Genomic DNA, 25,683 nt, shown 5'->3' on the forward strand with positions numbered 1-25,683 from the left:
ATGCCGGATGCGCTCTACGCCTATGCCGTGGCGCCTGCCGGCAGCCTGCCGGATCGCCTCCAGGTCACCGGCATCCTGCCCGGCGCCGAGGTGCTGGCGCTGGAGGAGGCCGGGCTGACGGCGCTGGCCAGCCCGGTACCGCGAGAGGCCTTCGAGGCCGGGCCCGGCTGCCGGACGGAGGATGCGGATTGGCTCGCCGCCCGCGCCGCGGCGCATCACGGCGTGGTGGCCGCGCTGCCCGGCACGGTGCTGCCGCTGGCCTTCGGCGCGGTGTTCTCGGGCGAGGCGCCGCTGCGGGACTGGCTGCGGCAACGCGCGCCGCGCCTGTCCAGCGCCCTGGCGGCCGTGTCCGGCTGCACCGAATGGTCGGTGACGCTGGAGGAGGATGCGGCGCAGCACGGCGCCTGGCTGCGCCACGCCGATCCGGCGCTGGCGCAGCTTGCCGGCAAGGCGGAGCAGGCCAGCCCCGGCACCGCCTTCCTGCTGGCGCGGCGGTTGGACAAGGCGCTCGCCGCCAGCCGCCAGGCCCGGCTGCAGGACACGGCGCAGGCGCTCGGCCGGCTGCTGCAGGCGGAGGCGCGGCACCTGGCGCCAAGCCGCCCCCGCAACGCCGCCGTGGCCGGCTGGTCCGCCCTGCTGGCAGAGGCCGCGCAGCACCGGCTGCGCACGGCGCTGGAACTGGAGGCGATCATGCTGTCCGGCACCGGGCTCAGCCTCACCCTCTCCGGCCCCTGGCCGCCCTATGCCTTCGCGCGGGAGGCCGCTTCCGATGCCTGACATGGTCGATTTCCTGCCGCGCCAGCCCCTGCCCGGCCCGGCGGCGCCACAGCAATCGCTGGTCGATGTGCTGGACAAGCTGCTGGATACCGGCGTGGTGCTGGACGGGCAGATCGTCATCTCCCTCGCCGGGGTGGACCTGATCCATATCGGGCTGCGCGCCCTGGTCGCCTCGGTCGATACGGCGCAACGGCTGGTGACGGCCGCGCCACGGAGCCGCGCATGAGCGGGCTGCACGCCGGGCCGCCGCCGCCACCGGTGTTCCGCTTCGCGCTGGACCCGGCGGATGCGGAACGCGACCTGGCGCGGCTGGTGCTGACACTGGTGGAGCTGGTGCGGCGGCTGCTGGAAACCCAGGCGCTGCGCCGTATGGAAGCCGGCACGGTGACGGAGGATGAGGTGGAACGCCTCGGTACCGCGCTGATGCAGACGCGCGGCGCCGTGCTCGGCCTGTGCGACCGGCTCGGCCTGCAGCCGGAGGAGTTGAACCTGGACCTCGGTCCGCTGGGACGCCTGCTGTGAAGCCTGCTGGGACACACTCCGGCGCGATCAACGCGCTGGCCACGGATGGCGCGATGAGGATGCCGAAGGCGGGCCTGCGCCGGCTCGGACCGGAAGGTCTGGTGGCGGCGGCGCTGGTTGCCCTCGGCGCGGGCACGTTGGGCGTGCTGCCGGAAGGCGTCGCAGCGGCTGGATGGACGCCGCTGGCCGCGGCCGGGATGGGGCTGGCCGCGGGGCTGGCCGCACTTGCCGGCCTGTGGCGCCGCGGCAACCCACCGGCGCCACCGCCGCCGGCGGCGCCGACCCTGGACACCACGACGGAGGCCATCGCCGCGCTGCTGCGCTCCCTGACGGAGGAGATGCTGCGCCTGAAGCGGGACGGCGCCGAGGTCAGCCGTACCCTGTCACGCGCCGGAGAAGCCGGCGGCCGCATGGCGGAAGCCGCCGCCACCGCCACCGCGCGGCTGGAGGAAAGTGCGGAGAGCAGCGCCATCGCCGCCCGCGCCCTGGCCCTGCTGCCCGGCCTGGCGGATGCCCAGGCGCACCGGATCGAGCAGATGTCAGGCCGCGCCGAACAGGCGCTGGCGCTGTTCCCGCAGGGCATGGCGGCGCGGCTGGACCGGCTCCCGCAGGAGGTGACGCTGGCGCTGGCCGCGCCGCTCGATGCCTCGATCAACGCGGCGGAGGCGTGGCTCGCCGCCCGGCTGCCGGCAGCCCAGGCGGCGGCGCCTGCGGAGGATGAGGCGACGACGACCCGGCTGGCGGGCGTGGCGCAGCGGCTGGAACGCGCCGGCGCCGCCATGGTCGGGCTGGGGGAGGTGCTGCCGCAGCGGCTGGATCAGGTGGCCGCCACGCTGGAATCCCGCCTGGAAGCCACCCTGCTGGAGCGGCTGGAGGCACTGGCCGGTCCGGTGGAACAGGCCGGGGCGGCATTGCGCGCCGAACTGCCTGGCCTTGCCGCGCAGGCCGAGGCAATCGCCACCGCCACCGCGGCGCTGCGCGCGCAGGCGGAGGCGCCCAGCTCGGGGACGGAGACGGAGGCGGAAAGCGCCAGCCTCGCGCGGCTGGAGGCCCTGGGGGCGCGGCTGGAATCCGCGCTCGGCGCCAGCGCCGTCCCCGCCGAGGCCGCTGCCGGGCGGATCGACGCGGCCTGCACCACGCTGCTCGCACAGGCGCAGGCGACGGCCGAGACAACAGCCGGCACGGCGCAGCGGCTTGAAGCCGCGACCGCGGCGCTGGGCGCGGAGGCGGAACGCCTCGGCAGCGTCGGGCCCGGCCTGGAGGCGCAGCTGGCGGAAATGACGGGCCGGATCGACGATGCGACCGAGGCGCTGCGGCAGGAGGCATCGGGCCTCGGCCTGGTGGCGCCGGCGCTGGAATCGCAGGCGCAGATCGCCGCCGCCAGCATCGGTGCCGCCACCCAGGCCCTGCGCCAGGAAGCGACCCGGCTCGGCACCCTGGGCGTGGCGGCGGAGGCGCATCTGCTGGCGATCGACGCGGCGCAGCCGCTGCTGGATTCAGCCGTCGAACGGTTGGGCGCCTCCTCCGGGGTGCTGGAGGATGCCTCGCGCCGGCTGCGCCCGGCGACGGAGGCGCTGGCGAGGCTGGCCGGGCACCTGCCGCAGACCTGCGCGGCGCTGGAGCGCGCCAGCGAGGCGCCCGCCCGCGCGGTGGAGCGGCTGGCGAGCGTGGCTGCGGCGCTGGAAAGCGTGGCCCGCCAGGCGATTCCGGCTGCGCCGGAAGCGCCGCCCGAGCCGACCCCGGAACCGGTCGCCGCCCCCGTCGCGGGGCCGGATCATCGAGAAAGCGTCGCGTCCTCCATCCTTGGCAGCCTCGCGGCGACGGAGGAGCCGGCCATCGCGGCGACGCTGTTGCGCCTCGATGGCATCGGCAACGATGTGGAGGAATTGCTGCGCGGGACGGAGGGGCTGGTGGAGGGCGCGGACGCCCCCGCGATGTCGCACCGCCTTGCCCAGCGCGCCCCGGAATTACTGGAGACGCTGGACCAGACCATTCGCGGATTGCAATCGGTGGCCACTGCCATCGCGGTGGCCGCCGACCGTGGCCTGATGGACCCGAGCCTGATGGATCGGGTCCTGATGAACCGAGGCCCGGCTGGCGCCCCTGGTCCTGTGGCGGACCGGGGGGCGCCGCGGCGCGGGGCTACAGGATGAAGTCGCTGGCCTGCAGCGCCGGCTGGCCGACCAGCAGAACCACCATCTCCGCCGCGCCGCCATCGCCGGAGTCGACCTGGATGGCCGTGCCGGTGGCGCCGTAGAGCAGGCGGATGGAAGCCTGGCCATCGCCCAGGAAGGCATCCGTGCCGACAAAGGCGAAGCCCTGGTCGCCCGGCAGCAGCGCGTCGGTGTCGAAATCCTGGAAGCTGATCTTGTCGCCATCCGCCACCGAGAAGTCGCGGATGCGGTCGGACTGGCCGCGCAGGCTTTCCTCGTAGAAGGCGAAGCTGAAGATGTCCGCGCCCTCACCACCCAGCAGCACATCGGCGCCGAGGCCACCGTAGATGGTGTCGTCGCCGGCACCGCCCGCGATGCGGTCGATGCTGCTGCCGCCATCGATGAAGTCGTTGCCGGTGCCGCCCAGGATCGTGTCCTCGTCGGCCATGCCGAACAGGCGGTCGTTGCCGGCATCGCCGAGGAGACGGTCGCGACCGGCATCGCCGACGACGGTATCGTCGCCCGCACCGCCCGCCATCGTGTCGTTGCCGTCGCCGCCCAGCAGCGTGTCGGCACCCGCATCGCCGACGGCCCGGTCATTGCCGGCGTCGCCGATCAGCAGGTCGTTACCATCGCGGCCCAGCAGGCGGTCATCGCCGCCGCCGCCCTGCTGCGTGTCGTCGCCGGCGGTGCCGACGAAGCGGTCGGCCGTCTCGCCGCCGGTCACCTCGGTGCCCTCGAACACCGCATCCGGCCTGGCGTTCAGGTTCTGGATGCGGGTGTCCTCGGCGGCCGAGGTGTCCGCCTGGTTGAAGGCGGTGTCCGGCGTGCCATGGAACTCCGTCAGGTATTCCTCCAGCGCCTGCTGCTCGCCCAGCGCATTGGCCGGGACGTTGCCGGAGGCGGTGAAGTCCAGCGAGGCATCGATCGGCGCGCTGACGGTGCCGTCATCCAGCAGGTAGCGGAAGTTGCTGCCATTCGCCTTCACCGGGTAGCCGTCGCCGCCATTGGCCGTGAAGTTCAGCGCCACCACGCTGATCAGCGCCGGGGCGCCGTCCACCACCTGGCCATTCTCCACCACGCGGGCGATGACCTCGCCAGCCTGGTTGGTCAGGGCGATGCTGGTCACCTTCTCACCGGCCGCATTGTCCGGATCGAAGGCAAAGCGCACGCCGCCGAGCTGGATGTAGCCGCCGCTGCCGGGGTTGATGCCCGCGGCGAAGTTCAGGATGTTCAGCAGGCCCTGCGGCGTGGTGTCGAACACCATCAGCTTGTTGTCGAAGCGCAGCGCGTTCTCGATGTCGAGCTCGGAGACGCCGCCCGCCGGCTTGCCGGCATCCGGGTTGGCCAGCGGCGGCTCCTTGTCGCCGCTCACCACGTCGATGGCGCCGATCTGCGCGCGGATGCCGCCGCCATTCTTCAGGGAGAAGACGAAGGGCTGGTCGCCGAGCGCGTCGGAGGCCGCCTCGCGGTTGGCATCGGCGGTCAGATTGCCGAGGTTGGTTTCCTGGCTGCGGACCTGGGCGCGCTCACCTTCCAGGTAGACGTCGGTGTAGCCGAAGACGTTGCCGTCCTTGGCGGCGATCACCGCTTCCACCGCTTCGGTGATCTGCGCCACCCCGGCGCCCTTGGTGCCGTCGGCGAAGGCGGTGGTGTCGAGGTCGTCGACCGAGACGCCCCAGGCCTCGGCAACATTCTCATCGGTCGCCGCGATGGCGCCGTTCAGCGTGCTGTCGAGGTTCTCGACGATGATGCGGCCCTCGGCGTCGAAATCCACCACCAGGCGGCCGAGATAGGTGTACTCGTTGTCGGTGTTGACGATCAGCGTGGTGCCGCCATCGGCGCCGGTGGCGACCAGCGGATAGGTGTCGGCGAAGTCGGCGGCGTGGCCCGGGAAGGCCACCGCCTCGTCATTCGCATCGCCAAGGCGGGTGTTGGAACCGGCCGAGAGGATGATGTCCACGCCGTTCAGCAGGGTGGCCAGTTCCTTCTCGAACTGGATCTGCTGCAGGTGGGCCATCAGGATGATCTTGTTGACGCCCTGCGCGATCAGCTCGTCGATCACCGGCTGCAGCTGGGCGGCCAGCAGCGCCATGTCGTTGGCTTCGCTGCCGTCGCCGGCGAAGCCCTTCACCTCGACGCCGCCGGTCGAGGAGATGTTCTCCAGGATCTGCGTGGTGGCGCCGACCAGGCCGATCTTCTCGCCGCCCTTGTCCACCACGGCGGAGGAGACGATGCGGCCGGACAGGGTGGAGGCATCCTCCAGCCCGCCGACGCCCACCGTCTCGGTGTAGCGGCCGGACAGCGCGCCGTCGCCGGAGAAGTCCAGATTGGCCGACAGGTAGGGGAAGGCGGCATCGGCCACGGCATCGGCGAAGGCATTGGTGCCGAGGTCGAATTCATGGTTGCCGATGGTCGAGGCTTCCACGCCGATACGATTGTGGATCTCGATGTCGGCGGCGCCCGGGTTGGTGCCGCGGCCATGCGTGGCGCCGACGGAGGCATCGGTACCGGCGGCCAGGAAGGGGCCGGGGATGAAGTTGTCGCCGCCAGCCAGGATCAGCGTGTTCGGGAAGACGTTGTCGAAGGCATCGACCAGCGCGGCCAGGTTCGGCGCCGTGTCACCGGCCAGCAGGCCGGCCTCGCCGTCGGCGAAGTGCAGCAGTTGCAGGGTGAAGGACGGCACCTGGGTCGTGGCGAAGATGGACAGCGTGCTGCTGACTTCGTTGCTGACGATGAGCAGCGCCTGGCCGGTCGGCGAATCCTCGGCCGAGATCACCAGCACGCCCTCGGGGCTGACATCACCCTCGCGCCGCGCGGCACCGGTGTAGGTCACCGCATCCGGGTCCGTCACGTCGAAGGTCAGCGTCGTGTTGGACCGCTCCAGCGCGACGAAGGCGTAGGTGCGGTCGCCAATCTGGGCGATCTCGATGCCCTCCGGCTCCGGGCCCTTGTTGTCGCTGCGGCCGTCATCGACCAGCAGCGGGAACTGCTCGGCCACGATGCGCTCGAGGATGTCGGCGCTGTCGAAGACCACGTCGCCATCGGCATTGAGGATGGAGAAGGACCGCGCGCCGTACATCAGGATCTGGTCGATATCGCCATCGCCATCCGTGTCGCCGCGCAGGCCGGGGGCGTTGGAGACGGTGAGGCGGCCGAGGTTGTCGTTGTCCTTCAGCGTCGCCTCGTCCGGGAACACCGTGTCGTCGAGGTCGTAGCTGCCGCTGCCGACGCGGATGGTCTCACCCGGGTCCAGGAAGTCGTCGCGGTCGTCGCCTTCATTGGCGATGACGTAGAAGGTCTGGCCATCGGCCTGATAGCTGTCGATCGCGTCCGGCATGTACTGGCCGAAGACCGGGGCGTTCACGAGGTTGGCGTTCAGCGGGTCGTTGCCCGGGCCGTCCCGGTCGCTGAAATCGGCCAGCAGGCCGGAGAAATCCTTCAGCCCCAGCGCCACGATCTCGGTGAAGGTGCCGGTGACGAGGTCGAGCTTCGCGACCGCATTCGCTTCCTGCAGCGTCACCATGGCGGACAGGCCATCGGCGGCGACGGCGATGTATTCCGGCTCCACGTCCTGGGAGACGCTACGGCCCTCGAAGATGCGGACGCCGGCGGCGCGCAGCGCATCCTCCTGGCCGTCGAAGGCGTCGAAGGTGGCGGTGGTGACGGTGGCGCTGGCGGCGCCGTTGCTCAGGTCGATGATGCTGACGCTGCCGTCGCCATCGGTGCCGGCCTCGTTCAGCTCACCCTCGTTCGCCACCAGCAGCTTGCTGCCATCCGGGGTGAAGGTCACGGCATCCGGCAGCGCGCCGACCGTCACGGCGTTGATCAGGGTGCCATCGGCGGCGTTCAGGAAAACCACCTGGCCGGGCAGGGCCTTGTCCGCGTTCGGCAGCGCCACGGCCACCAGGCCGTTGCTCACGGCGACGCTGGTGATGTCCGTGGTGGCGAAGCCGAGACCGGTGAAGTCGATGGTGGTCACCAGCACCGGCTGCGCCGGGTTGGACAGGTCCACCACCTGCAGCCCGGCGCTGGAGGTCACGAACAGACGCTGGCTGTCCTTGTCGAATGCGGAAATCTCCGCGCCCGCCAGGGCAATGCTGCCGGTCTCGGCGAAGTTCAGCGCGTTGGTCGGTGTGGTGCTCAGGCTCATGGGGATACTCCGAACGCCGCCAGCCCCCCGGGCCGGCGAGGGCTTCAGGCGGGGCGAAATCCGGAGCAGCCAGGCCGCGCGCAACCGGGCACGGCAAAGGGCCGGCCCATGTGCGATGTCACGTGTTGCTGAACCGGCGTCCGTCTCATCGGCGGACACCTATCCGCCTCATATGACACGCCGAAGTCAGTTCTGCTGAAGAACCGTTAACCTTTCACCCAGACAACCTGCCCCTCTCATCCGGCCGGGCCGCGGCACCCCCTATTACGGACCGCAATGCTTCGTAGCCAAAAGAAGGTGGCCCCGCGCCGCCGGGCGGACCAAAGAACAGGACGCTGCCTCCCCGGCGCCACAGCCAAGGTTCATACTTCCCCGCATGTCTTTCCCTCCCCCCGCCCGCCGCAATCTGATCCGAGCCTCTGCCCTGCTGGGCCTGGGGGGGCTGGCAAGTGCCTGCGCCGCGCGAATCGATCCCGCCGCCTCCGGCCTGCGGCTGCCCACGCTGTTCCGGGCGGCGAATGCGGAGCCGGTGCCGGGCGCCATGCGCTGGCCGGATGCCACCTGGTGGCGAGCCTTCGGCGCGCCGCAGCTGGATGCGCTGATGCGTGCCGCCATGGCCGGGAACCTGGACCTCGCCGCGGCGGCGGCCCGGCTGCGCCAGGCGGATGCGGAGGTGCGGATCTCCGGCGCGGCGCTGCTGCCCACGGTGGATGCCGATTTCTCGGCCGGCCGGTCGCGTGGCACCAGCCGCAACCTGAACACCGCCGGCAGCGCCAGCAACAGCTTCGGCGGGGGCTTCTCCGCCAGCTACGAGGTGGATTTCTGGGGCCGCAACCGGGCGATCCTGGACAGCGCCCGATCCTCCGCCACCGCCGCGCGCTATGCGATCGGCGTCACCGCGCTCAGCACCCAGTCGGCGGTGGCGAATGCGCTGTTCAACGTGCTCGGCGCGCAGGAGCAGCTGGAGATCCAGCGCGGCAACCTGGAAGTCGCGACCCGCAACCTGTCCATCCTGCGCCAGCGCGTGGCGGTCGGCACCGCCACTGGGCTGGACGTGGCGCAGCAGGAAACCGCCGTGGCACAGCAGCGCGCCGCCATCCCGCCGCTGCAGCAGGTGGCGGAGCAGAACAGCTTCGCACTCGGCACGCTGACCGGCGTGGCACCCGGCGAGATCGATATCCGCGCCGTGCGGCTGGAGGAAATCACCGTGCCGGCTATCGAGCCCGGCCTGCCGGCCGAGGTGCTGGCCCGCCGCCCGGACGTGCAACTGGCCGAGGCCAATCTGGCCGCCGCCAACGCCAATGTCGCCGCCGCGCGCGCCGCGCTGTTCCCCACCATCGCGCTGACCGGCAGCGGCGGGTTGCAGAGCCTGGCGCTGGAGACGCTGCTGCGGCCGGGCTCCACCGTCTACAACCTGGCCGCCGGCGTCACCGCCCCGATCTTCAACGCCGGCGCGCTGCGCGCCCAGGTGGAGCAGTTCAGCGCCCGGCAGGCGGAGCTGCTGGCGGAATACCGGCGCGCCATCCTGTTCGCCCTGCAGGATACGGAGACGAGTCTCTCCGCGCTGCGCCGCACCACTGAATCGGTGCAGTTGCAGCGGGTGCGGGCGGAGGCGGCGCAGCGCGCCTATGGTATCGCGGAGGCGCAGTTGCAGGCCGGCACGGTGGACCTGCTGACGGTGCTGACCGTGCAATCCAGCCTGTTCAGCGCCCGCAACGCCCTGGCGCAGGCGCAGGCCGACCGGCTGCAGGCCGCCGCCGCGTTGTTCACGGCGCTGGGAGGCGGCTGGACCTATGTCGCGCCCGTTGCGCTCGGTGGTGTGGCCCTTGGTGGTGGAGCGAACCTGTCGCCATGAACGATCTGCCCCGGCCCCCGAAGGCGGAAACGCCGCAAACCTCGCATCCCGCCCTGCGCCCGCGACGCCGGGCACGCTGGCTGTGGCTGGTCCTGCTGCTGCTGCTGGGCGCCGGCGGCTGGTATGGCTGGCAGCAGGGCTGGTTCGGCGGGGGAACTGCCACCACCACGGCGCCCGCCGGCCCGCGCCGCGGCATCGGCGCGCCCGCCATCCCGGTCACCGCCGCCACCGCGACGGTGGAGAACCTGCCCATCATGCTGGATGCACTGGGCACCGTGCAGGCCTCCAACACCGTCACCATCGCGCCGCAGGTCTCCGGCCGCATCACCGAGATCCTGTTCCGCGAGGGGCAGGAGGTGAAGGCGGGCGACGTGCTGGTGCGGATCGATGCGCGCAGCTACCAGGCGGCGCTGGACCAGGCGGTGGCGACCCGGGCGCAGCGCCAGGCGCAGCTCGCCAATGCCCAGCGCGACCTGCAGCGCTACACCCAGCTCGCCCGCAGCAGCGGTACCTCGCAGCAGACGCTGGACACCCAGCGCGCCACGGTGGCGCAGCTGGAAGCGCAGCTGCAATTCGACCAGGCGACGATCGACAACGCGCAGGCCCAGCTGGACGATACCACCATCCGGTCCCCGATCGATGGCCGCATCGGGTTGCGGCTGGTGGATGTGGGCAATTTCGTTCAGTCCAGCAGCACCACCGGCATTGTCGTGGTGACGCAGCTTCGCCCCGTCGCCGTCACCTTCACCCTGCCGCAGCAGACCCTGCCGCAGGTGATGGAGGCGTTGCAGGCCGGGCCGGTACCGGTGGAGGCACGGCTGGCGGAATCGGCGCCGCCGCGGCTGGATGGCAGCGCGCCGCTGCCCAACCCGATCGGCCGGCTGGTGACGGTGGACAACCAGGTGGACGCCACCACCGGCACCATCAAGTTGAAGGCGGAGTTCGAGAATGCGGACCTGCGCTTGTGGCCGGGCGCCTTCGTCAACACCCGCATCCAGGTGGCCACGCTGCGGGACGTGGTGGTGCTGCCGCTGGTCGCCGTGCAGCGCGGGCCGCAGGGGCCCTATGCCTTCGTCGTCAAGGACGACAACACCGTGGAACAGCGGCCGCTGACCCTCGGCACCATCGCTGGCCAGCAGGCCGTGGTGCTGCGCGGCATGCGGCCGGGTGAGCGCGCCGTTTCCTCCGGCGCGCTGCGGCTGGTCTCCGGCAGCGCGGTGCAGGTGGCGGAGCCGGTGGTGCCGGTGGCGGTGCCTCGGCAGGTGCGGCGGCGCCCCGGTGGCACTCCCGGCGGCGCGCCCGGTGGCGGCCCCGGCGGGCGGCCCGGCGCTGCCCAGGCGGGCGGTCCGCCTGGTGCCGCGCCGGAAGGTGGTGCTCCGGCAGGTGCGGCTACGGAAAGTGGGGCGCGGGAGGGCGCTGCGCCGGCGCGGCGACCGGCCGCACCGTGAATATCTCCGCCCCCTTCATCGCCCGGCCCATCGCCACGGCGCTGCTGGCCATCGCGGTGCTGCTGACCGGGCTGTACGGCTATATGCGGCTGCCCGTCTCCTCCCTGCCCGAGGTGGATTTCCCCACCATCCAGGTGACGACGCAGCTGCCCGGCGCGTCGCCGGACACCATCGCGGTGCTGGTCACCGCCTCGCTCGAACGGCAATTGGCGCAGATCTCGGGGCTGGCGGAGATGGTCTCCGTCAGCGGGCCGTCGGTGTCCCGCATCACGCTGCAGTTCAACCTGGGGCGCGACATCGATGATGCGGCGCAGGATGTTCAGGCGGCGATCAACGCGGCGCGCGGCACCCTGCCCTCCACCCTGCCCTACCCGCCAACCTATGCGAAGGTGAACCCGGCCGACCCGCCGATCATGACCCTGGCGCTGACCTCGGACACGCTGCCGGTGGCGCGGCTGTCGGATATCGTCGACACGCTGCTGGCGCAGCGGCTGGCGCAGGTCGGCGGCGTCGGCCGCGTCGCGGTGCAGGGCAATATGCGTCCCGCGGTGCGCTTGCAGGTGGATCCGCGGCGCCTGGCCTCCTACGGCATCGGCATGGAGACGGTGCGGAGCGCCGTCACCGCCGGCAATGTGGCCGGCGCCAAGGGGTCCGTGAACGGGCCGCAACAGGCTTCCGCCGTCATGGCGAATGACCAGATCACCTCCCCCGCCGCCTTCGAGGATCTGATCATCGCCTGGCGCGAGGATGCGCCGGTGCGGTTGCGCGATGTCGGCGTGGCGGTGGAGGGGCTGGAGAACACGCTGACCGGCGCCTGGTACAATGGCCGGCCCGCCGTGCTGCTGGATGTGCAGCGCCAGCCGGGGGCCAATATCGTCGCGACGGTGGAGGCGCTGCGCGGCCAGCTCGGCGGCCTGCAGCGCGCCCTGCCGGCGGGGGTCGAACTCGCCGTCGTCTCCGACCGGACGGAGACGATCCGCGCCTCGGTGCATGAGGTCCAGCTGACGCTGATCCTGTCCATCATCCTGGTGGTGCTGGTGATCTTCCTGTTCCTGCGCACGGCGCGGGCCACGGTGATTCCGGGCGTGGCGCTGCCGCTGTCCATCATCGGCACCTTCGGCATCATGGCGCTGCTGGGCTATTCGGTGGACAACCTCTCCCTGATGGCGCTGGTCATCGCGACCGGCTTCGTCGTGGACGATGCCATCGTGATGATCGAGAACATCGTCCGGCTGATCGAGGAGGGGAAGCCGCCCCTGCAGGCGGCCTATGAGGGCGCGAAGCAGATCGGCTTCACCATCGTCTCCCTCACCCTGTCGCTGATCGCCGTCTTCATCCCGCTGCTGTTCATGGAAGGCGTGGTCGGGCGGCTGTTCCGCGAATTCGCCATGGTGCTCACCGTCTCGGTCCTGGTGTCCATGGTGGTCTCGCTGACGCTGACGCCGATGATGTGCGGGTTGCTGCTGCGCCCGCATGGCGAGGACAAGCCCGGCCGCATCTCCGACCTGTTCGAGCGCGGCTTCGAATCCCTGCGCCGCTTCTATGCCCGCACCCTGGACTGGGCCCTGGCGCGGGAGGGGATGATGCTGGTGCTGGCGACGCTGACCGTCGCCGGCACGGTGGGCCTTTATGTCATCATGCCGAAGGGCTTCCTGCCGCTGCAGGATACCGGGCTGATCACCATCACCACCGAAGCGCCGCAGGACGTCTCCTTCGCCCGGATGTCCGAATTGCAGCGCCAGGTGGCGGAGCGGGTGCGGCAGGATCCGGATGTGGTGGCGGTCACCTCCGTCGCCGGCGCCGGCACGGTGAATGCGGCGCAGAACACCGGCCGGCTGACCGCGGTGCTGCGGCCGCGAGCGGAACGCAGCGACGATGTCTCCGCCGTCATGGCGCGGCTGGCGCCGGAGCTGGCGACCATCGCCGGCATCGAGACCTACATGCAGCCGGTGCAGGACATCCAGATCGGCACGCGGCCTTCCGCCACCCAGTACCAGTACACGCTGATGGACAGCGATGCGTCGCTGATCGCCGAGTGGGCGCCGCGCATGCTGGCCGCGATGCGGGAATTGCCGGAACTGCGCGATGTCGGCAGCGACCAGCGGGAGGATGGGCTGCGCGTTCAGGTGCAGGTGGACCGGCTGCGCGCGGCGCGGCTCGGCGTGACCATGCAGGCGGTGGATGACGTGCTGTACAACGCCTTCGGCCAGCGCCAGATCTCCACCATCTACGCGCAGAACAACCAGTACCGCGTGGTGCTGGAGGCCGATCCGGCGCAGGCGAATGATCCGGCCGCCATCGGCATGCTGCGCGTCACCGGCGCCGCCGCAGGTGCGGCCATCGCGCCGCAGATCCCGCTGGCGGAGATCGCCACCATCACCCGCGGTCGCGGCCCACTGACCATCACGCGGCAGGACCAGTTCCCGGCGGTGACGCTCAGCTTCAACCTGGCCCCCGGCACCTCCCTCGGCCAGGCGCTGGAGGCGATCCGCATGGCACAGGCGCGGCTCGGCCTGCCGGATTCCATGTCCGGCAGCTTCGGCGGCGATGCGGCGGAATTCACCCGGTCCCTCGCCGGCCAGGGCTGGCTGATCCTGGCCGCGATCATCGTCATCTACATCGTGCTGGGCGTGCTGTATGAAAGCGTCATCCACCCCATCACCATCCTGTCCACCCTGCCCTCCGCCGGCATCGGCGCGCTGCTGGGGCTGGCGCTGTTCGGGCTGGATCTGTCGGTGGTGGCGCTGATCGGCATCGTGCTGCTGATGGGCATCGTCAAGAAGAACGCCATCATGATGATCGACTTCGCACTGGAGGCACAGCGCGACCATGGCATGAGCCCGCGCGATGCGATCCGCGAGGCCTGCCTGCTGCGTTTCCGCCCGATCATGATGACGACCATGGCCGCCCTGCTCGGCGCGCTGCCGCTGGTGCTGGGCAGCGGGGCGGGGTCGGAGCTGCGGCTGCCGCTCGGCGTCTCCGTCATCGGCGGGCTGCTGCTGAGCCAGGTCATCACCCTATACACCACGCCGGTGATCTACCTGGCGATGGAGGCGATCCGCGACCGTGCCCAGCGCCTGACGCGCCGGGCCGCGCCGCCGGCGCCGGCGGAGTAGCGCATGTCGATCTCCGCCCCCTTCATCGCGCGGCCCATCGGCACCACGCTGATGGCCATCGGCCTGGCGCTCGCCGGGCTGGTCGCCTATTTCGACCTGCCCGTGGCGCCGCTGCCGAAGGTGGATTTCCCGACCATCGCCGTCACCGCCAGCCAGCCCGGCGCGGACCCGGCCATCATGGCCTCCTCCGTCGCCGCGCCGCTGGAACGCAAGCTGGGCGAGATCCAGGGCATCAGCGAGATGACCTCGACCTCCTCGCTCGGCAGCACGCGGATCATCATCCAGTTCAACCTGGAACGCTCCATCGAATCCGCGGCGCGGGACGTGCAGGCGGCGATCAATGCGGCGCAGGCGGACCTGCCCTCCGGCCTCACCAGCCAGCCGAGTTTTCGCAAGCTGAACCCAGGCGACCTGCCCGTGCTGATCCTGGCGATGACCTCCGACACGCTGACCGCCGGCGAGATCTACGATGCCGCGGACAGCGTGGTTGTGCCGCGGCTGTCGCAGGTGAACGGCACGGCGACGGTCGCCATCGCGGGGGCCGAGCAGCCGGCAATCCGCGTCGCGGTGGACCCCGCGGCGGCGACGGCGGCGAATGTCTCGCTGGACCAGATCCGCACTGCCATCACCAGCGCCAACGTCACCCAGGCCACCGGGCTGATCGACGGGCCGCAGCAATCCTCCGCCATCGCGGTGAATGACCGGCTGAGCACGGCGGCCGAGTTCGGCGAGATCGTCGTGACGCAGTCCAACGGCGCCATCGTGCGGCTGTCCAGCCTGGCGCGGGTGGACCAGGGGCCGCGGGACCGGCGGCAGGCCGGGTCCTACAACGGCCGCCCGGCCGTCATCCTGACCATCTACAAGCAGGCTGACGCCAATGTGCTGGAGGTGGTGGACGGCATCCGCGACCTGCTGCCCGACCTCAACCGCTGGATCCCCGCCGGCATCGACATCACCATCATGCGCGACCGGTCGGAGACGATCCGCGCCAGCGTGGCGGAGGTGCAGCACACGCTGCTGATCAGCATCGTGCTGGTGGTGCTGGTGGTGGCGGTGTTCCTGCGGCGGTTCTCCGCCATCGTCGCCGCCGGCATCTCCGTGCCGCTGTCGCTGCTCGGCACGCTGGGCGTGATGTGGATGGTGGGGTTCTCGCTGAACAACCTCTCGCTGATGGCGCTCACCATCTCGGTCGGCTTCGTGGTGGATGACGCCATCATCATGATCGAGAACATGGCGCGGATGAGCGAGCGCGGCATGCGCCCGCGCCAGGCGGCGCTGGAGGGCGCGCGGCAGATCGGCTTCACCGTGGTGTCGATGAGTGTCTCGCTGATCGCTGTCTTCATCCCGCTGCTGTTCATGGGCGGCGTGGTCGGCCGCATGTTCTTCGAATTCGCCGCGACGCTGTCCATCGCCGTGGCGATCTCCGCCGTCATCTCGCTCACCGTCACGCCGATGGTCGCGGTGCTGCTGGCGCAGGGTACGCCCCGCCCGCCGAGCCGCTTCGGGCGCGGCTTCGAATGGGCAATGGACCGCACCATTGATGGCTATATGCGCAGCCTGGCCGTGGTGCTGCGCTGGCGCCGGCTGACCGTGGGCTTCACCGTCGCGCTGGTTGGGCTGACCGTCTGGCTCTACATGCAGGTGCCCAAGGCCTTCTTCCCGGAGCAGGACAGCAACCTGCTGGTCGGCGCCGTGGTGGCGCAGCCGGATACATCCTTCCAGGCGATGGTCGGCTACCAGGACCAGGTGATGGCGGTGATCCGCCAGGACCCGGCGGTGGAGAACATCGCCGCCTCGCTGGGTGGTGGCGGCTTCTTCGGCTCCTCCAACATCCGACTGCAGGTGGCGCTGAAGCCGCTGGAGGTGCGCGGCGGGTTGACGGCAAACCAGATCATCGCCCGGCTACGCGCCCCGCTCGGCCGCATCGTCGGCGTGCAGACCTTCCTGCGGGCGCAGAGCGACATCAACATCGGCGGCCGGCAGGGCAATGCCAGCTACCAGTATGTGCTGCTGACGCCGGACCTCGACGACCTCGGCACCTGGAGCGAGCGGCTGGTGAACCAGCTGCGCACCCTGCCGCAGGTGGTGGATGTGTCATCGGACCAGGAACGCACCGGCCTGGTCTCCCGCCTGGTGATCGACCGGGATGCGGCGGCGCGGCTGGGCGTTTCCATCTCCGCGCTCGGCGGCGCGCTGAACAACGCCTTCGCGCAGCGCCAGGTCTCCACCATCTATCGCATGCGGAACCAGTACCGCGTGATCCTGGAGATCGACCCGCGGCTGACCGAGGACCCGTCCCAGCTCACCGGCATCTTCGTGCCGGGGCGCGACGGGCCGGTGCCGCTGGGGTCGCTGGTGCGGCTGGAACGCACCACGGCGCCGCGCTCCATCACCCATCAGGGGCTGTTCCCGGCGGCCAGCATCAGCTTCTCCCTGGCCGAGGGGGTGGAGCTGGGGGCGGCGACGCGGATCGTCGAGCAGGCGGCGCTGGACATCCAGATGCCGGCCAGCGTGCGCGGCGAATTCGCCGGCAATGCGCGCAGCTTCCAGAGCTTCCTGACCGGGCTGCCGCTGCTGATCCTGGCGGCGCTGGTCACCATCTACATCGTGCTGGGCGTGCTGTACGAAAGCCTGATCCACCCGCTGACCATCCTCTCCACCCTGCCGACGGCGGGCATCGGCGCGCTGCTGGCGCTGCTGGCCACCGGCACGCCCTTCAGCGTCATCGCGATGATCGGCGTGATCCTGCTGATGGGCATCGTGAAGAAGAACGCCATCATGATGGTGGATTTCGCCCTCGCCCACGAACGCGAAGGCGGCGAGGGCGGGATGGTGGCGATCTTGGAAGCCTGCCGCGAGCGCTTCCGGCCGATCCTGATGACCACGCTGGCGGCCCTGTTCGGCGCCATCCCGCTGGCCATCGCCACTGGGCCCGGGGCTGAGCTGCGGCAGCCGCTGGGCATCACCATCATCGGCGGGCTTATCCTGTCCCAGCTGCTGACGCTCTACACCACCCCCGCCGTCTACCTGACCTTCGAGCGGATGGCGGCGACGCGGCGGCGGAGGCTGCCCCCGGCCACCGCGGTGGCGCCGGCCTGACAAGGGGGGCTTGATGCATTGGAGGGCAATGTGTAGCCTTCCCGCATGAGCCCCACTGCCCGCCGCACCCCGCTGCCCATCGACTACGGTGCCCGCGACTATTGGGCGGGCATCATCAAGATGGGCCTGTCGAAATTCTTCATCCTGCGCGTGCTGCATGACGGCCCGATGCATGGCTACGACATCGCCCGGCGGGTGGAGCGGGTGACCGGCGGCTGCTGTTCCCCCACCGAGGGCACCATCTACCCCGTGCTGCGCGAATTCGAGGCCGGCGGCTTCGTCACCGTCGCCGAGCAGGTGGTGCAGGGCCGCCAGCGGCGGATCTATGCGCTGACCGACAGCGGCCGGGCCGCCTTCCGCGTGGCGCTCGATGCCTGGATGGAAGCCACCGCCGTGCTGGCCGACACGGCCCGCGCCTTCCCCACCCCGGATTGCTGCGAGGGAGAATCGCCATGACCAGCCTGCCCATCGCCGTGCTCGGCGCCGGCCCCATCGGCCTGGCCGCCGCCGCCCATCTGCGCGCCCGTGGCCTGCGCCCGCTGGTGCTGGAAGCCGGGCCGCGCGTGGCGGAGGCGGTGCGCCAATGGGGCCATGTGCGGATGTTCTCCCCCTGGCGCTACAACATCGATGCCGCGGCGCGCGCCCTGCTGGAAAGCCGCGGTTGGACGCCGCCGGAGCCGGAGGATTTCCCGACCGGCGCCGAGCTCGTCGCCCGCTACCTGGACCCGCTGGCCGCCGCGCTGGCCGCCGACATCCGCACCGGCGTGCGCGTGACGGGCGTGGCACGGCGGGACATGGGGCGGCTGCGGGACGCGGCGGATCGCGAGGCCGCGCCCTTCACCCTGCATCTGCAGACCGCGCAGGGCGAGGAGGCGATCGAGGCCGCGGCGGTGCTGGATTGCACCGGCACCTGGTCCAGCCCCAACCCGGCCGGCGCGCATGGCCTGCCGGCGCTGGGGGAGGCGGCGCAGGAGGCGCGCATCGCCTATGGCATCCCGGATGTGCTGGGCGCGGCGCGCCAGGCCCATGCCGGGCGGACCACGCTGGTGGTCGGCGCCGGGCATTCGGCGATGAATGCGGTGCTGGACCTGGTGGAGCTGGCACGGCAGGAGCCAGGCACGCGCATCCTCTGGGCCTTCCGCCGGCCGCTCGGCGCGGTGAATTTCGGCGGCGGCGCGCGGGATGGGCTGGCGGCGCGCGGCGATCTCGGCGCGCGGGCGCAGGCGCTGGTGGAGACCGGCGCCGTCACCGCCCTCGCCCCCTTCCTGATCGACCGTGTGGCGGCGCAGGACAGCGGCCTGGCCATCAGCGGGCGCCAGGGCACGCAGGCCGTGACGGTGCAGGCGGACCGCATGATCGTCGCCACCGGCTTCCGCCCCGACCTCGGCCTGCTGCGGGAGGTGCGGCTGGCGCTGGACCTGGCGGTGGAGGCCACCCCCGCCCTCGCCCCGCTGATCGACCCCAACCTGCACAGCTGCGGCACGGTGCGCCCGCATGGGGAGGCGGAGCTGCGCCACCCCGAACAGGGCTTCTACATCGCCGGCATGAAGAGCTACGGCCGCGCGCCCACCTTCCTGCTGGCCACCGGGCATGAACAGGTCCGCAGCATCGCGGCCCACCTGGCCGGCGATGCGGAGGCAGCACGGCGGGTGAAGCTGGAACTGCCGGAGACCGGCGTCTGCAGCACGGACCGCGCGCCCGCCGCCGCATCCTGCTGCACGCCCGTCACGCCGCAGGGCACCTGCTGCGCGCCGAAGCCCGAACTGGCCGCCACCGCACCCTGCTGCGGCGTGGCGTGAGCGAGCCCTCGCCGCCCGGCGCACGCCGCGTCGTCCTGGCCCTCGGCACGGCGCAGACGCTGGCCTGGGCCTCCAGCTACTATTTGCCAGCCATCCTGGCGGCGCCCATGGCGCGCGAATTCGGCATCTCCACCGCCTGGGTCTTCGGCGCCTTCTCCGCCGCGCTCATCGTCTCCGCCCTCGCCGGGCCGGCGGTGGGTCGGGTGATCGATGCGAAGGGTGGGCGCGGCGTACTGACCGTCTCCAACCTGGTGCTGGCGGCGGGGCTGGTGGGACTGGGCCTGGCGCAGGATGCCTGGAGCATGGCGGCGGCTTGGCTGGTGCTCGGCTTCGGCATGGCGATGGGGCTGTATGACGCGGCCTTCGCCACGCTCGCCGGGCTGTATGGCCGGGCAGCGCGCGGGCCGATCACCGGCATCACGCTGCTCGCGGGCTTTGCCAGCACGGTCGGCTGGCCGCTCTCCGCCCTGCTGGAGGAGAGCTTCGGCTGGCGCGGCGCCTGCCTGGCCTGGGCGGGGCTGCACCTGCTGGTGGCCTTGCCGCTGAACCGCCTGCTGGTGCCGAAGGCGCCGCCTCCCGAACAGCGCAGCGCCGCGCCGGAAGCCGAGGCCCCGGCACCAAGCCGTCTGACCATGCCGCTGCTGGCCTATGTGTTTGCCGGAAGCTGGTTCATCGCCGGCGCCATGGCGGCCCATCTGCCGGCGCTGCTGCAGGCGGCGGGCGCCACCGCCGCGGCGGCGGTTGCGGCCGGGGCGCTGATCGGGCCGGCGCAGGTGGCGGCGCGGGTGGCGGAATTCGGGCTGCTGCGGCGCTTCCATCCGCTGGTCTCGGCCCGGCTGGCGATGCTCGGCCATCCGCTCGGCGCGCTGGCGCTGGTGCTGGTCGGTGGCCCGGCGGCGGCGGCCTTCGCGGTGCTGCACGGCATGGGCAACGGGGTGATGACCATCGCCAAGGGCACGCTGCCGCTCGCGGTGTTCGGGCCGGGCGGCTACGGCGCGCGGCAGGGGCTGCTGGGCGCGCCGGCACGGCTGTTGCAGGCGGCCTCCCCCTTCCTGTTCGGGCTGATGCTGGAACGCGGCGGGGTGCAGCTGGCGCTGGGCGTGACCAGCGCGCTGGCCCTGACAGGCTGCCTCGCCTTGCTGCTGCTGCGCGCGGCGCCGGCGGGCGTGGTTCAGGCGGGCAAGTAGCCGAGCAGATCCTCCACCCGCATCACCTCGCAATAGATCCGGTTAAGGATCTCCAGCTCCCGCTCATGCAGCGCGTCGCTGCCGGCGGCGCAGGCATCCTCCAGCACGATCACGTCGAAGCTCTCATCGGCCAGGCTGCGGACGGTGGAGCTGACGCATTGGTCGGTGAAGATGCCGGCGCAGACCACATGGGTGATGCCCATATTGGACAGGATCAGGCGGAGATTGGTGCCGGTGAGCGCCGAATCCGTGGTCTTGGTGACCACGATCTCCCCGGGCTGCGGCGCGATGCTGGCCACGATCTGCGAATCCGGCCGGTCCTGCGGCAGCAGCAGGTTGTTCCAGCCGGGCTTCTTCTGGCTCAGCGAGCGGTCCGCGCCATCCGGCCGCAGGCAGGCGATGCGGGCGAAGAACACCGGGTTGCCATCGGCCCGGAAGCGCGCCAGCAGGCGCTGGATGGCGGGCAGCACGGTGCCGTGCATGCGGGTGTGGAAGGGCGTCCATGCGTGGAAGCGGGCCAGTTCCTCGCCCGCCAGCCCCGCCGGGTCCGGGCGCTCCAGATAGGTTTCCTGCACGTCGATCACCAGCAGCGCGACGCGGCCGCGGACCAGCACCGGGTCCGGCGTCTCCGGCGCGCCCTGATAGTAGAAGGATCGCCAGCCGGTCTTCCAATCCATCGCTTCCCCCATGCCCCCGCCCCGAATCTTGTGCACGCGGCCCGGCCGGGGCGCTACCCGCGGGCGGCCACCTCGCCTAACAAGAGGGCACCAAGAAGGAGGTCCGCCCCATGCCCGACGCCAATACTGCCGCCTCTGGCCCCGTCCTGCCGATCGGCTTCGCCGATACCCCCGGCCGCAACCGCCGGCTGCGCGAGCTTCTGGCGGGGAAGGAGCTGTTCCTGGCCCCCGGCGCCTTCGATTGCGTCACCGCCCGGCTGGTCGATGCCTCCGGCTTCCCGGCGCTATACATCACCGGCGCCGGCATCTCGATGAGCGCGCTAGGCGCGCCGGATGTGGCGGCGCTGTCCTTCGGCGAGATCATCGACCGCATCCGCCGCATCTGCGACGTGGTCTCCATCCCGGTCATCGCCGATGGCGATACCGGCTATGGCGGCCCGCTGAACGTGATCCGCACCGTGCGGGAATATGAGCGCGCCGGCGTCTCCGCCATCCAGATCGAGGATCAGGAATGGCCGAAGAAGTGCGGCCATGAGCCGGGCCGCAAGCTGGTTTCCGCGACCGACATGCAGATGCGCATCCGCGCCGCGGTGGAAGCGCGGCGGGACCCGGATTTCGTGGTGATCGCCCGCACCGATGCCCGCGCCGGGGAGGGCTTGGCCGCCGCCATCGGCCGCGCCCGGCAGTACCGGGAGGCCGGGGCCGATGTGATCTTCGTCGAAAGCCCGCAATCCGAGGCAGAGCTGGAGGAAGTCGGCCGCGCCTTCCCGGACGTGCCGTTGCTGGCGAATATGGTGGAAGGCGGCAAGACGCCGATCCTGCCGGCGGAGCGCCTGCAGGCGCTGGGCTTCCGCCTGGCGATCTACCCCAACGCCATGACGCGGCTGATCGCCAAGGCGGGGATGGAGATGCTGGCCTCGCTGAAGGAGACCGGCTCCTCCAACGCCGTGGCGGACCGCATGTACAGCCATGGCAAGCTGTGGGAGCTGTTCGACAACGCCACCTGGCGGGCGCTGGAGGATCGCTACCTGCGGGTGGAGAAGTAGGGGCGCCAGATCAACAGAGGGTGCAACCTGCGGCCGGCGTTCAAGCCGGCCGAGCGGCCGGATGGCCGCCGCCGCCTATGCGGCGAAGCCAAGCCGCGCGGAGCGCGGCGCCCGGCGTCCGAGGGTAGAATTCACCCTTCCTCGGCAATGATCCGGTGCTGGCGGACCACCTCCGCCATCACCCGGCGGATGAACTCCTCGGCGAAATCCTCATCCAGCCCGGCGCGGGCGGCGTTCTCCCGCAGGCGGGCGACCTTCGCCTCCTCCCGCGCCACATCCACGGCCTCCAGCCGGTGGCGGGCCTTGAGCTGGCCCACTTCCCGCGTCACCCGGAAGCGCTCGGCCAGCATGGCAACCAGAGCGGTATCGATATTGTCGATGCTGCGGCGCAGTCGCCAGAGATCCTCCGGTGCGGCCTGCTCGGCCGTGGTGTCTTCGGGCATGTGCGCCTGCCGCCTTCTCGCCTGGAATTATGTCAGGCAGGCGTAGCAGAAGGCCCCGGGCCAGGGGAAGCCGGGCCCCTCCCGCTAGAGGATCTGGCTCAGGAACAGCCGGGTGCGGTCGTAGCGGGGGGCGGAGAAGAACACCTCCGGCGCGGCCTGCTCGACGATCTCGCCCTGATCCATGAAGACCACCCGGTTCGCGACGGTGCGGGCGAAGCCCATCTCATGCGTCACCACCACCATGGTCATGCCGGTGCCGGCCAGCTCCACCATCACGTCCAGCACCTCCTTGATCATCTCGGGGTCCAGCGCGCTGGTCGGCTCGTCGAACAGCATGATGCGGGGCGCCATGCACAGCGCGCGGGCGATGGCGACGCGCTGCTGCTGCCCGCCCGAGAGCTGCAGCGGGTATTTGCGCGCCTGTTCCGGAATCCGCACCCGCTCCAGATGCGCCATGGCGATGCCCTCCGCCTCCGCCTGCGGCATCTGCTTCACCCAGGTCAGGGCGAAGGTGCAGTTCTCCAGCACCGTCATGTGCGGGAACAGGTTGAAGGATTGGAAGACCATGCCAGTCTCCCGCAGCACCGGCGCATCCTGCTTCGGCTCGCCGCACAAGGCGCGGCCATGGATACGGATATCGCCCTTCTGGTGGCGCTCCAGCTGGTTGATGCAGCGGATCATGGTGGATTTGCCGGAGCCGGAGGGGCCGCAGACCACCACGCGCTCCCCTTCCGCCACCGTCAGGTCCAGCCCCTTCAGCGCCTGGAAGCCGCCATACCATTTGCTGACGCCGATGAGTTGGATGGCAGCCTTCCCAGGGGGGCTCATCGCCGCTGCCCCTCGCCCAGCCTGCGTTCCAGGTTCAGGCTGTATTGCGACATCAGGAAGCAGAAGACGAAGTAGATCATCGTGATGAAGAAGAAGGGCTCAATGAACAGGCCGAGCCAGCGCGTATCCTCCCCCACCGCGCGCGACATGCTGAGCAGGTCGAACAGGCCGATGATGGAGACCAGCGTGGTGTCCTTGAACAGGCCGATGAAGTTGCCGACGATGGACGGGATCATGATGCGCAGCGCCTGCGGCAGGATGATGAGGGAGGTGGACTGCCAGAAGCCCAGCCCCATCGCGGCCGCCGCCTCATACTGCCCCTTCGGGATCGCCTGCAGCCCGCCGCGCACGATCTCCGCCATATAGGCCGAGGCGAAGAGGCAGACCGCGACGATGGCGCGCAGCAGCCGGTTCACCTCGACGCCGGCCGGCAGGAACAGCGGCAGCATGGTGTTGAACATGAACAGGATGGTGATGAGCGGGACGGAGCGGAACAGCTCGATGAAGGTCACGCAGAACACCCGGATCAGCGGCATCTGCGACCGTCGTCCGAGCGCCAGCAGCACGCCCGCGGGCAGGGAGAAGGCGATGCCGATGCCGGAGATCACCAGCGTCAGGAACAGCCCGCCCCAGACCCGCGTCGGCACCTCGACGAAGCGGAGCTGCGACACGACCAGCAGCGCCAGCACATACAGCGCCGCCAGCGCGCCCCAGCCGATGCGCCGCGCCCTTTCGTCATCCGCCGCACCTGCCAGTCGCGCCACCAGCGCGCCGAAGCCGAGGCCGAAGCGCATCTCCGCCAGCGTGGTCAGCCACACCCACAGGAAGGCCGCGCCGCCGAGGGCGATCAGCGCGGTCCAGACCACGCCCTGCGCGCCACCATGGAAGAAGTAGGAGGCGAGCAGCGGATACAGCAGCACCAGGCTCAGCCCGATCGCGACCTTGGACTTCACCCGCGGCAGCCAAAGCGGCACGGCCCAGGCGAGCAGGATCAGGAAGCCGATGTTGATGCGCCAGACCTGGTCCTTCGGATACAGCCCGTAGATCAGGTTGGGGATCCACTCGACGACGCCCGGCCAGCAGGCGCCCGAGCGGCCGACCAAGTCGAGGCACTGCCGGCGGTTCTCCGCCTCCCACACCGCCTTCACCAGCGCCCAGTCGATGATCGTGGTGACCACGACGTAGAAGATATAGCCGCCGAGGAAGGTCAGGATGGCGTTCGGCAGGCTGGAGAACAGATTGGCGCGCATCCAGCCGACCACGCCGATGGTGGAGGGCGGCGGCGGATCGGCGGGCCTCGGCGTGAAGACCAGCGGCGCGTCCGACATCTCAGCGCTCCCTCAGCAGGATGCGTCGGTTGTAGAGGTTCAGCACGAAAGACACGCCGAGGCTCACCGCGCAGTAGAAGCCCATGGTCATCGCCACGATCGGAATCGCGCGGCCGGATTGGTTCAGCGAGGTGTTCATCCACACGCTGACCAGATCGGGGAAGCCGATGGCGATGGCAAGCGAGGAGTTCTTCGTCAGGTTCAGGTACTGGCTGATCAGCGGCGGGATGATCACGCGCATCGCCTGCGGCAGGATGATGAAGCGCATGGTGCGGGAGGGCTTCACGCCGAGTGCGCGCGCCGCCTCCGTCTGGCCATGGCTGACGGACTGGATACCGGCGCGCACGATCTCCGCGATGAAGCAGGATGTGTAGATCGAAAGCGCCACGATCAGCGCGCAGAAGGCGGGCGGCACGGAGAAGCCACCGCGAAAGTTGAAGCCCCGCAACGCCGGCCAGTCCCAGGCTAGTGGCGCGCCGGAGGCCAGGAAGACCAGCAGCGGCAGCAGGAGGATCAGCGCGGCGCCGGCCAGCCCGGACGGAAAGGCGCGCCCCGTGTCGCGCAGCCGTCGCTTTGCCCAGATATGCAGCACGACTGCCCCAGCCACTGCCGCAACCAGCGCCAGCAGCGTGAGCGCGAATCCCTCCTGCGCCACCGGCGCCGGGAAATAGGCGCCGCGGTTGTTGAGGTACATGACGCCGCCGAGGTCGATGCTCGCGCGCGGCAGGGGCAGCAGGTTGAATACCCCGAAATACCAGGCGATGATCTGCAGCAGCAGCGGCGTGTTGCGCAGGATCTCGATGTACCAGCGCGCAAGGGTGCGGATCAGCCAGTTGGTCGAAAGCCGAGCCAGCCCCATCACCAGGCCCAGGATGCTGGCGAACACCGCGCCAATCACGGCGACCAGCAGCGTATTGGCGATGCCGACCTGGAAGACGCGGAAATAGCTGTCGCCCTCCCGGTACGGGATCAGCGTGAAGGCGATGTTGAATCCGGCCGAGACGTCGAGGAAGTCGAACCCCGCCGACATGCCGCGCTGCGCCATGTTGGTGATGGTGTTCGAGACCAGGTACCAGATCAGCCCGACGACGCAGACGAAGGTGACCGCCTGGTAGAACACCGATCGCACCGTCGCATCGTTGACGAAGGCGCCGAGGCGCATCGGCGGAGTTGCCGGACGGCGGATCACGCTGGATGGGGACCCGGTGAGTTGGGACATGGGCAGCCCTGCTTGCGCGCAGGCCCGCGTGCA

The 25,683-nt window shown here is 70.7% G+C and carries 18 protein-coding genes; 12 read left to right on the top strand and 6 right to left on the bottom strand.

The genetic code is table 11. The features are described 5' to 3' along the window. From HB662_RS05635 to HB662_RS05650, 4 genes are read left to right on the top strand one after another with little or no spacing between them, the layout of a single operon-like run. Positions 1-777, top strand: coding sequence for a GvpL/GvpF family gas vesicle protein (locus HB662_RS05635; RefSeq protein WP_168048101.1), 777 nt, complete (start codon positions 1-3; stop codon positions 775-777). Next, positions 770-1,003, top strand: coding sequence for a gas vesicle protein (locus tag HB662_RS05640; protein ID WP_209443129.1), 234 nt, complete (start codon positions 770-772; stop codon positions 1,001-1,003). Before HB662_RS05635 ends, HB662_RS05640 begins: the two co-directional genes overlap by 8 nt. After that, entirely contained in the window at positions 1,000-1,299 is a 300-nt protein-coding gene (locus HB662_RS05645) for a gas vesicle protein K (protein WP_168048103.1), read from the top strand. Before HB662_RS05640 ends, HB662_RS05645 begins: the two co-directional genes overlap by 4 nt. A 53-nt stretch (positions 1,300-1,352) precedes the next feature. Beyond that, positions 1,353-3,452 (top strand): hypothetical protein, encoded by a 2,100-nt coding sequence (locus tag HB662_RS05650; protein WP_168048105.1) that lies wholly within the window; start codon positions 1,353-1,355, stop codon positions 3,450-3,452. On the opposite strand, the gene HB662_RS05655 is transcribed toward HB662_RS05650, so the two are convergent. Beyond that, the gene (locus tag HB662_RS05655; protein WP_168048107.1) at positions 3,442-7,605 is read right to left on the bottom strand and encodes a choice-of-anchor I family protein; all 4,164 of its coding nucleotides are present in this window, start codon (positions 7,603-7,605) and stop codon (positions 3,442-3,444) included. The two genes, HB662_RS05650 and HB662_RS05655, sit on opposite strands and share 11 nt — an antisense overlap. A gap of 376 nt (positions 7,606-7,981) precedes the next feature. On the opposite strand from HB662_RS05655, the gene HB662_RS05660 reads away from it, so the two are divergent. From HB662_RS05660 to HB662_RS05690, 7 genes are read left to right on the top strand one after another with little or no spacing between them, the layout of a single operon-like run. Continuing rightward, positions 7,982-9,460, top strand: a complete 1,479-nt coding sequence (locus HB662_RS05660; RefSeq protein ID WP_168048109.1) for an efflux transporter outer membrane subunit — start codon at positions 7,982-7,984, stop codon at positions 9,458-9,460. Next, positions 9,457-10,908 (top strand): efflux RND transporter periplasmic adaptor subunit, encoded by a 1,452-nt coding sequence (locus HB662_RS05665; protein WP_168048111.1) that lies wholly within the window; start codon positions 9,457-9,459, stop codon positions 10,906-10,908. Before HB662_RS05660 ends, HB662_RS05665 begins: the two co-directional genes overlap by 4 nt. After that, entirely contained in the window at positions 10,905-14,024 is a 3,120-nt protein-coding gene (locus HB662_RS05670; RefSeq protein WP_168048113.1) for an efflux RND transporter permease subunit, read from the top strand. Before HB662_RS05665 ends, HB662_RS05670 begins: the two co-directional genes overlap by 4 nt. 3 nt (positions 14,025-14,027) lie before the next feature. Beyond that, complete coding sequence (locus HB662_RS05675; RefSeq protein ID WP_168048115.1) at positions 14,028-17,123, top strand: efflux RND transporter permease subunit; 3,096 nt, start codon at positions 14,028-14,030, stop codon at positions 17,121-17,123. Between the two features lie 45 nt (positions 17,124-17,168). Next, positions 17,169-17,579: a PadR family transcriptional regulator gene (locus HB662_RS05680; protein ID WP_209443130.1), complete on the top strand. Its 411-nt coding sequence runs from the start codon at positions 17,169-17,171 to the stop codon at positions 17,577-17,579. Then, positions 17,576-18,922, top strand: coding sequence for an NAD(P)-binding domain-containing protein (locus HB662_RS05685; protein ID WP_168048117.1), 1,347 nt, complete (start codon positions 17,576-17,578; stop codon positions 18,920-18,922). The genes HB662_RS05680 and HB662_RS05685 overlap by 4 nt, the downstream gene beginning before the upstream one ends. Continuing rightward, positions 18,919-20,109 carry an MFS transporter gene (locus HB662_RS05690; protein WP_168048119.1) on the top strand — a complete coding sequence of 397 codons (1,191 nt, stop codon included), beginning with the start codon at positions 18,919-18,921 and terminating at the stop codon, positions 20,107-20,109. The genes HB662_RS05685 and HB662_RS05690 overlap by 4 nt, the downstream gene beginning before the upstream one ends. Here the strand turns inward: HB662_RS05690 and HB662_RS05695 are convergent. After that, entirely contained in the window at positions 20,094-20,786 is a 693-nt protein-coding gene (locus tag HB662_RS05695) for a cysteine hydrolase family protein (protein WP_168048121.1), read from the bottom strand. The genes HB662_RS05690 and HB662_RS05695 overlap by 16 nt on opposite strands. Positions 20,787-20,896: 110 nt before the next feature. On the opposite strand from HB662_RS05695, the gene HB662_RS05700 reads away from it, so the two are divergent. After that, a complete protein-coding gene (locus HB662_RS05700; RefSeq protein ID WP_168048123.1) occupies positions 20,897-21,832 on the top strand; it encodes an isocitrate lyase/PEP mutase family protein in 936 nt (311 codons plus the stop codon). A 131-nt stretch (positions 21,833-21,963) separates the two neighbouring features. On the opposite strand, the gene HB662_RS05705 is transcribed toward HB662_RS05700, so the two are convergent. The 4 genes from HB662_RS05705 to HB662_RS05720 form a co-directional block, all read right to left on the bottom strand. Then, a complete protein-coding gene (locus tag HB662_RS05705; protein WP_168048125.1) occupies positions 21,964-22,275 on the bottom strand; it encodes a chorismate mutase in 312 nt (103 codons plus the stop codon). A gap of 84 nt (positions 22,276-22,359) precedes the next feature. Beyond that, positions 22,360-23,103 (bottom strand): amino acid ABC transporter ATP-binding protein, encoded by a 744-nt coding sequence (locus HB662_RS05710; RefSeq protein ID WP_168048127.1) that lies wholly within the window; start codon positions 23,101-23,103, stop codon positions 22,360-22,362. Continuing rightward, positions 23,100-24,431, bottom strand: a complete 1,332-nt coding sequence (locus HB662_RS05715) for an amino acid ABC transporter permease (protein ID WP_168048129.1) — start codon at positions 24,429-24,431, stop codon at positions 23,100-23,102. Before HB662_RS05715 ends, HB662_RS05710 begins: the two co-directional genes overlap by 4 nt. Position 24,432: 1 nt before the next feature. Further along, complete coding sequence (locus HB662_RS05720; protein WP_245185466.1) at positions 24,433-25,650, bottom strand: amino acid ABC transporter permease; 1,218 nt, start codon at positions 25,648-25,650, stop codon at positions 24,433-24,435. Positions 25,651-25,683: the final 33 nt, after the last annotated feature.

Source organism: Falsiroseomonas frigidaquae, from assembly GCF_012163145.1.
Classification (GTDB): domain Bacteria; phylum Pseudomonadota; class Alphaproteobacteria; order Acetobacterales; family Acetobacteraceae; genus Falsiroseomonas; species Falsiroseomonas frigidaquae.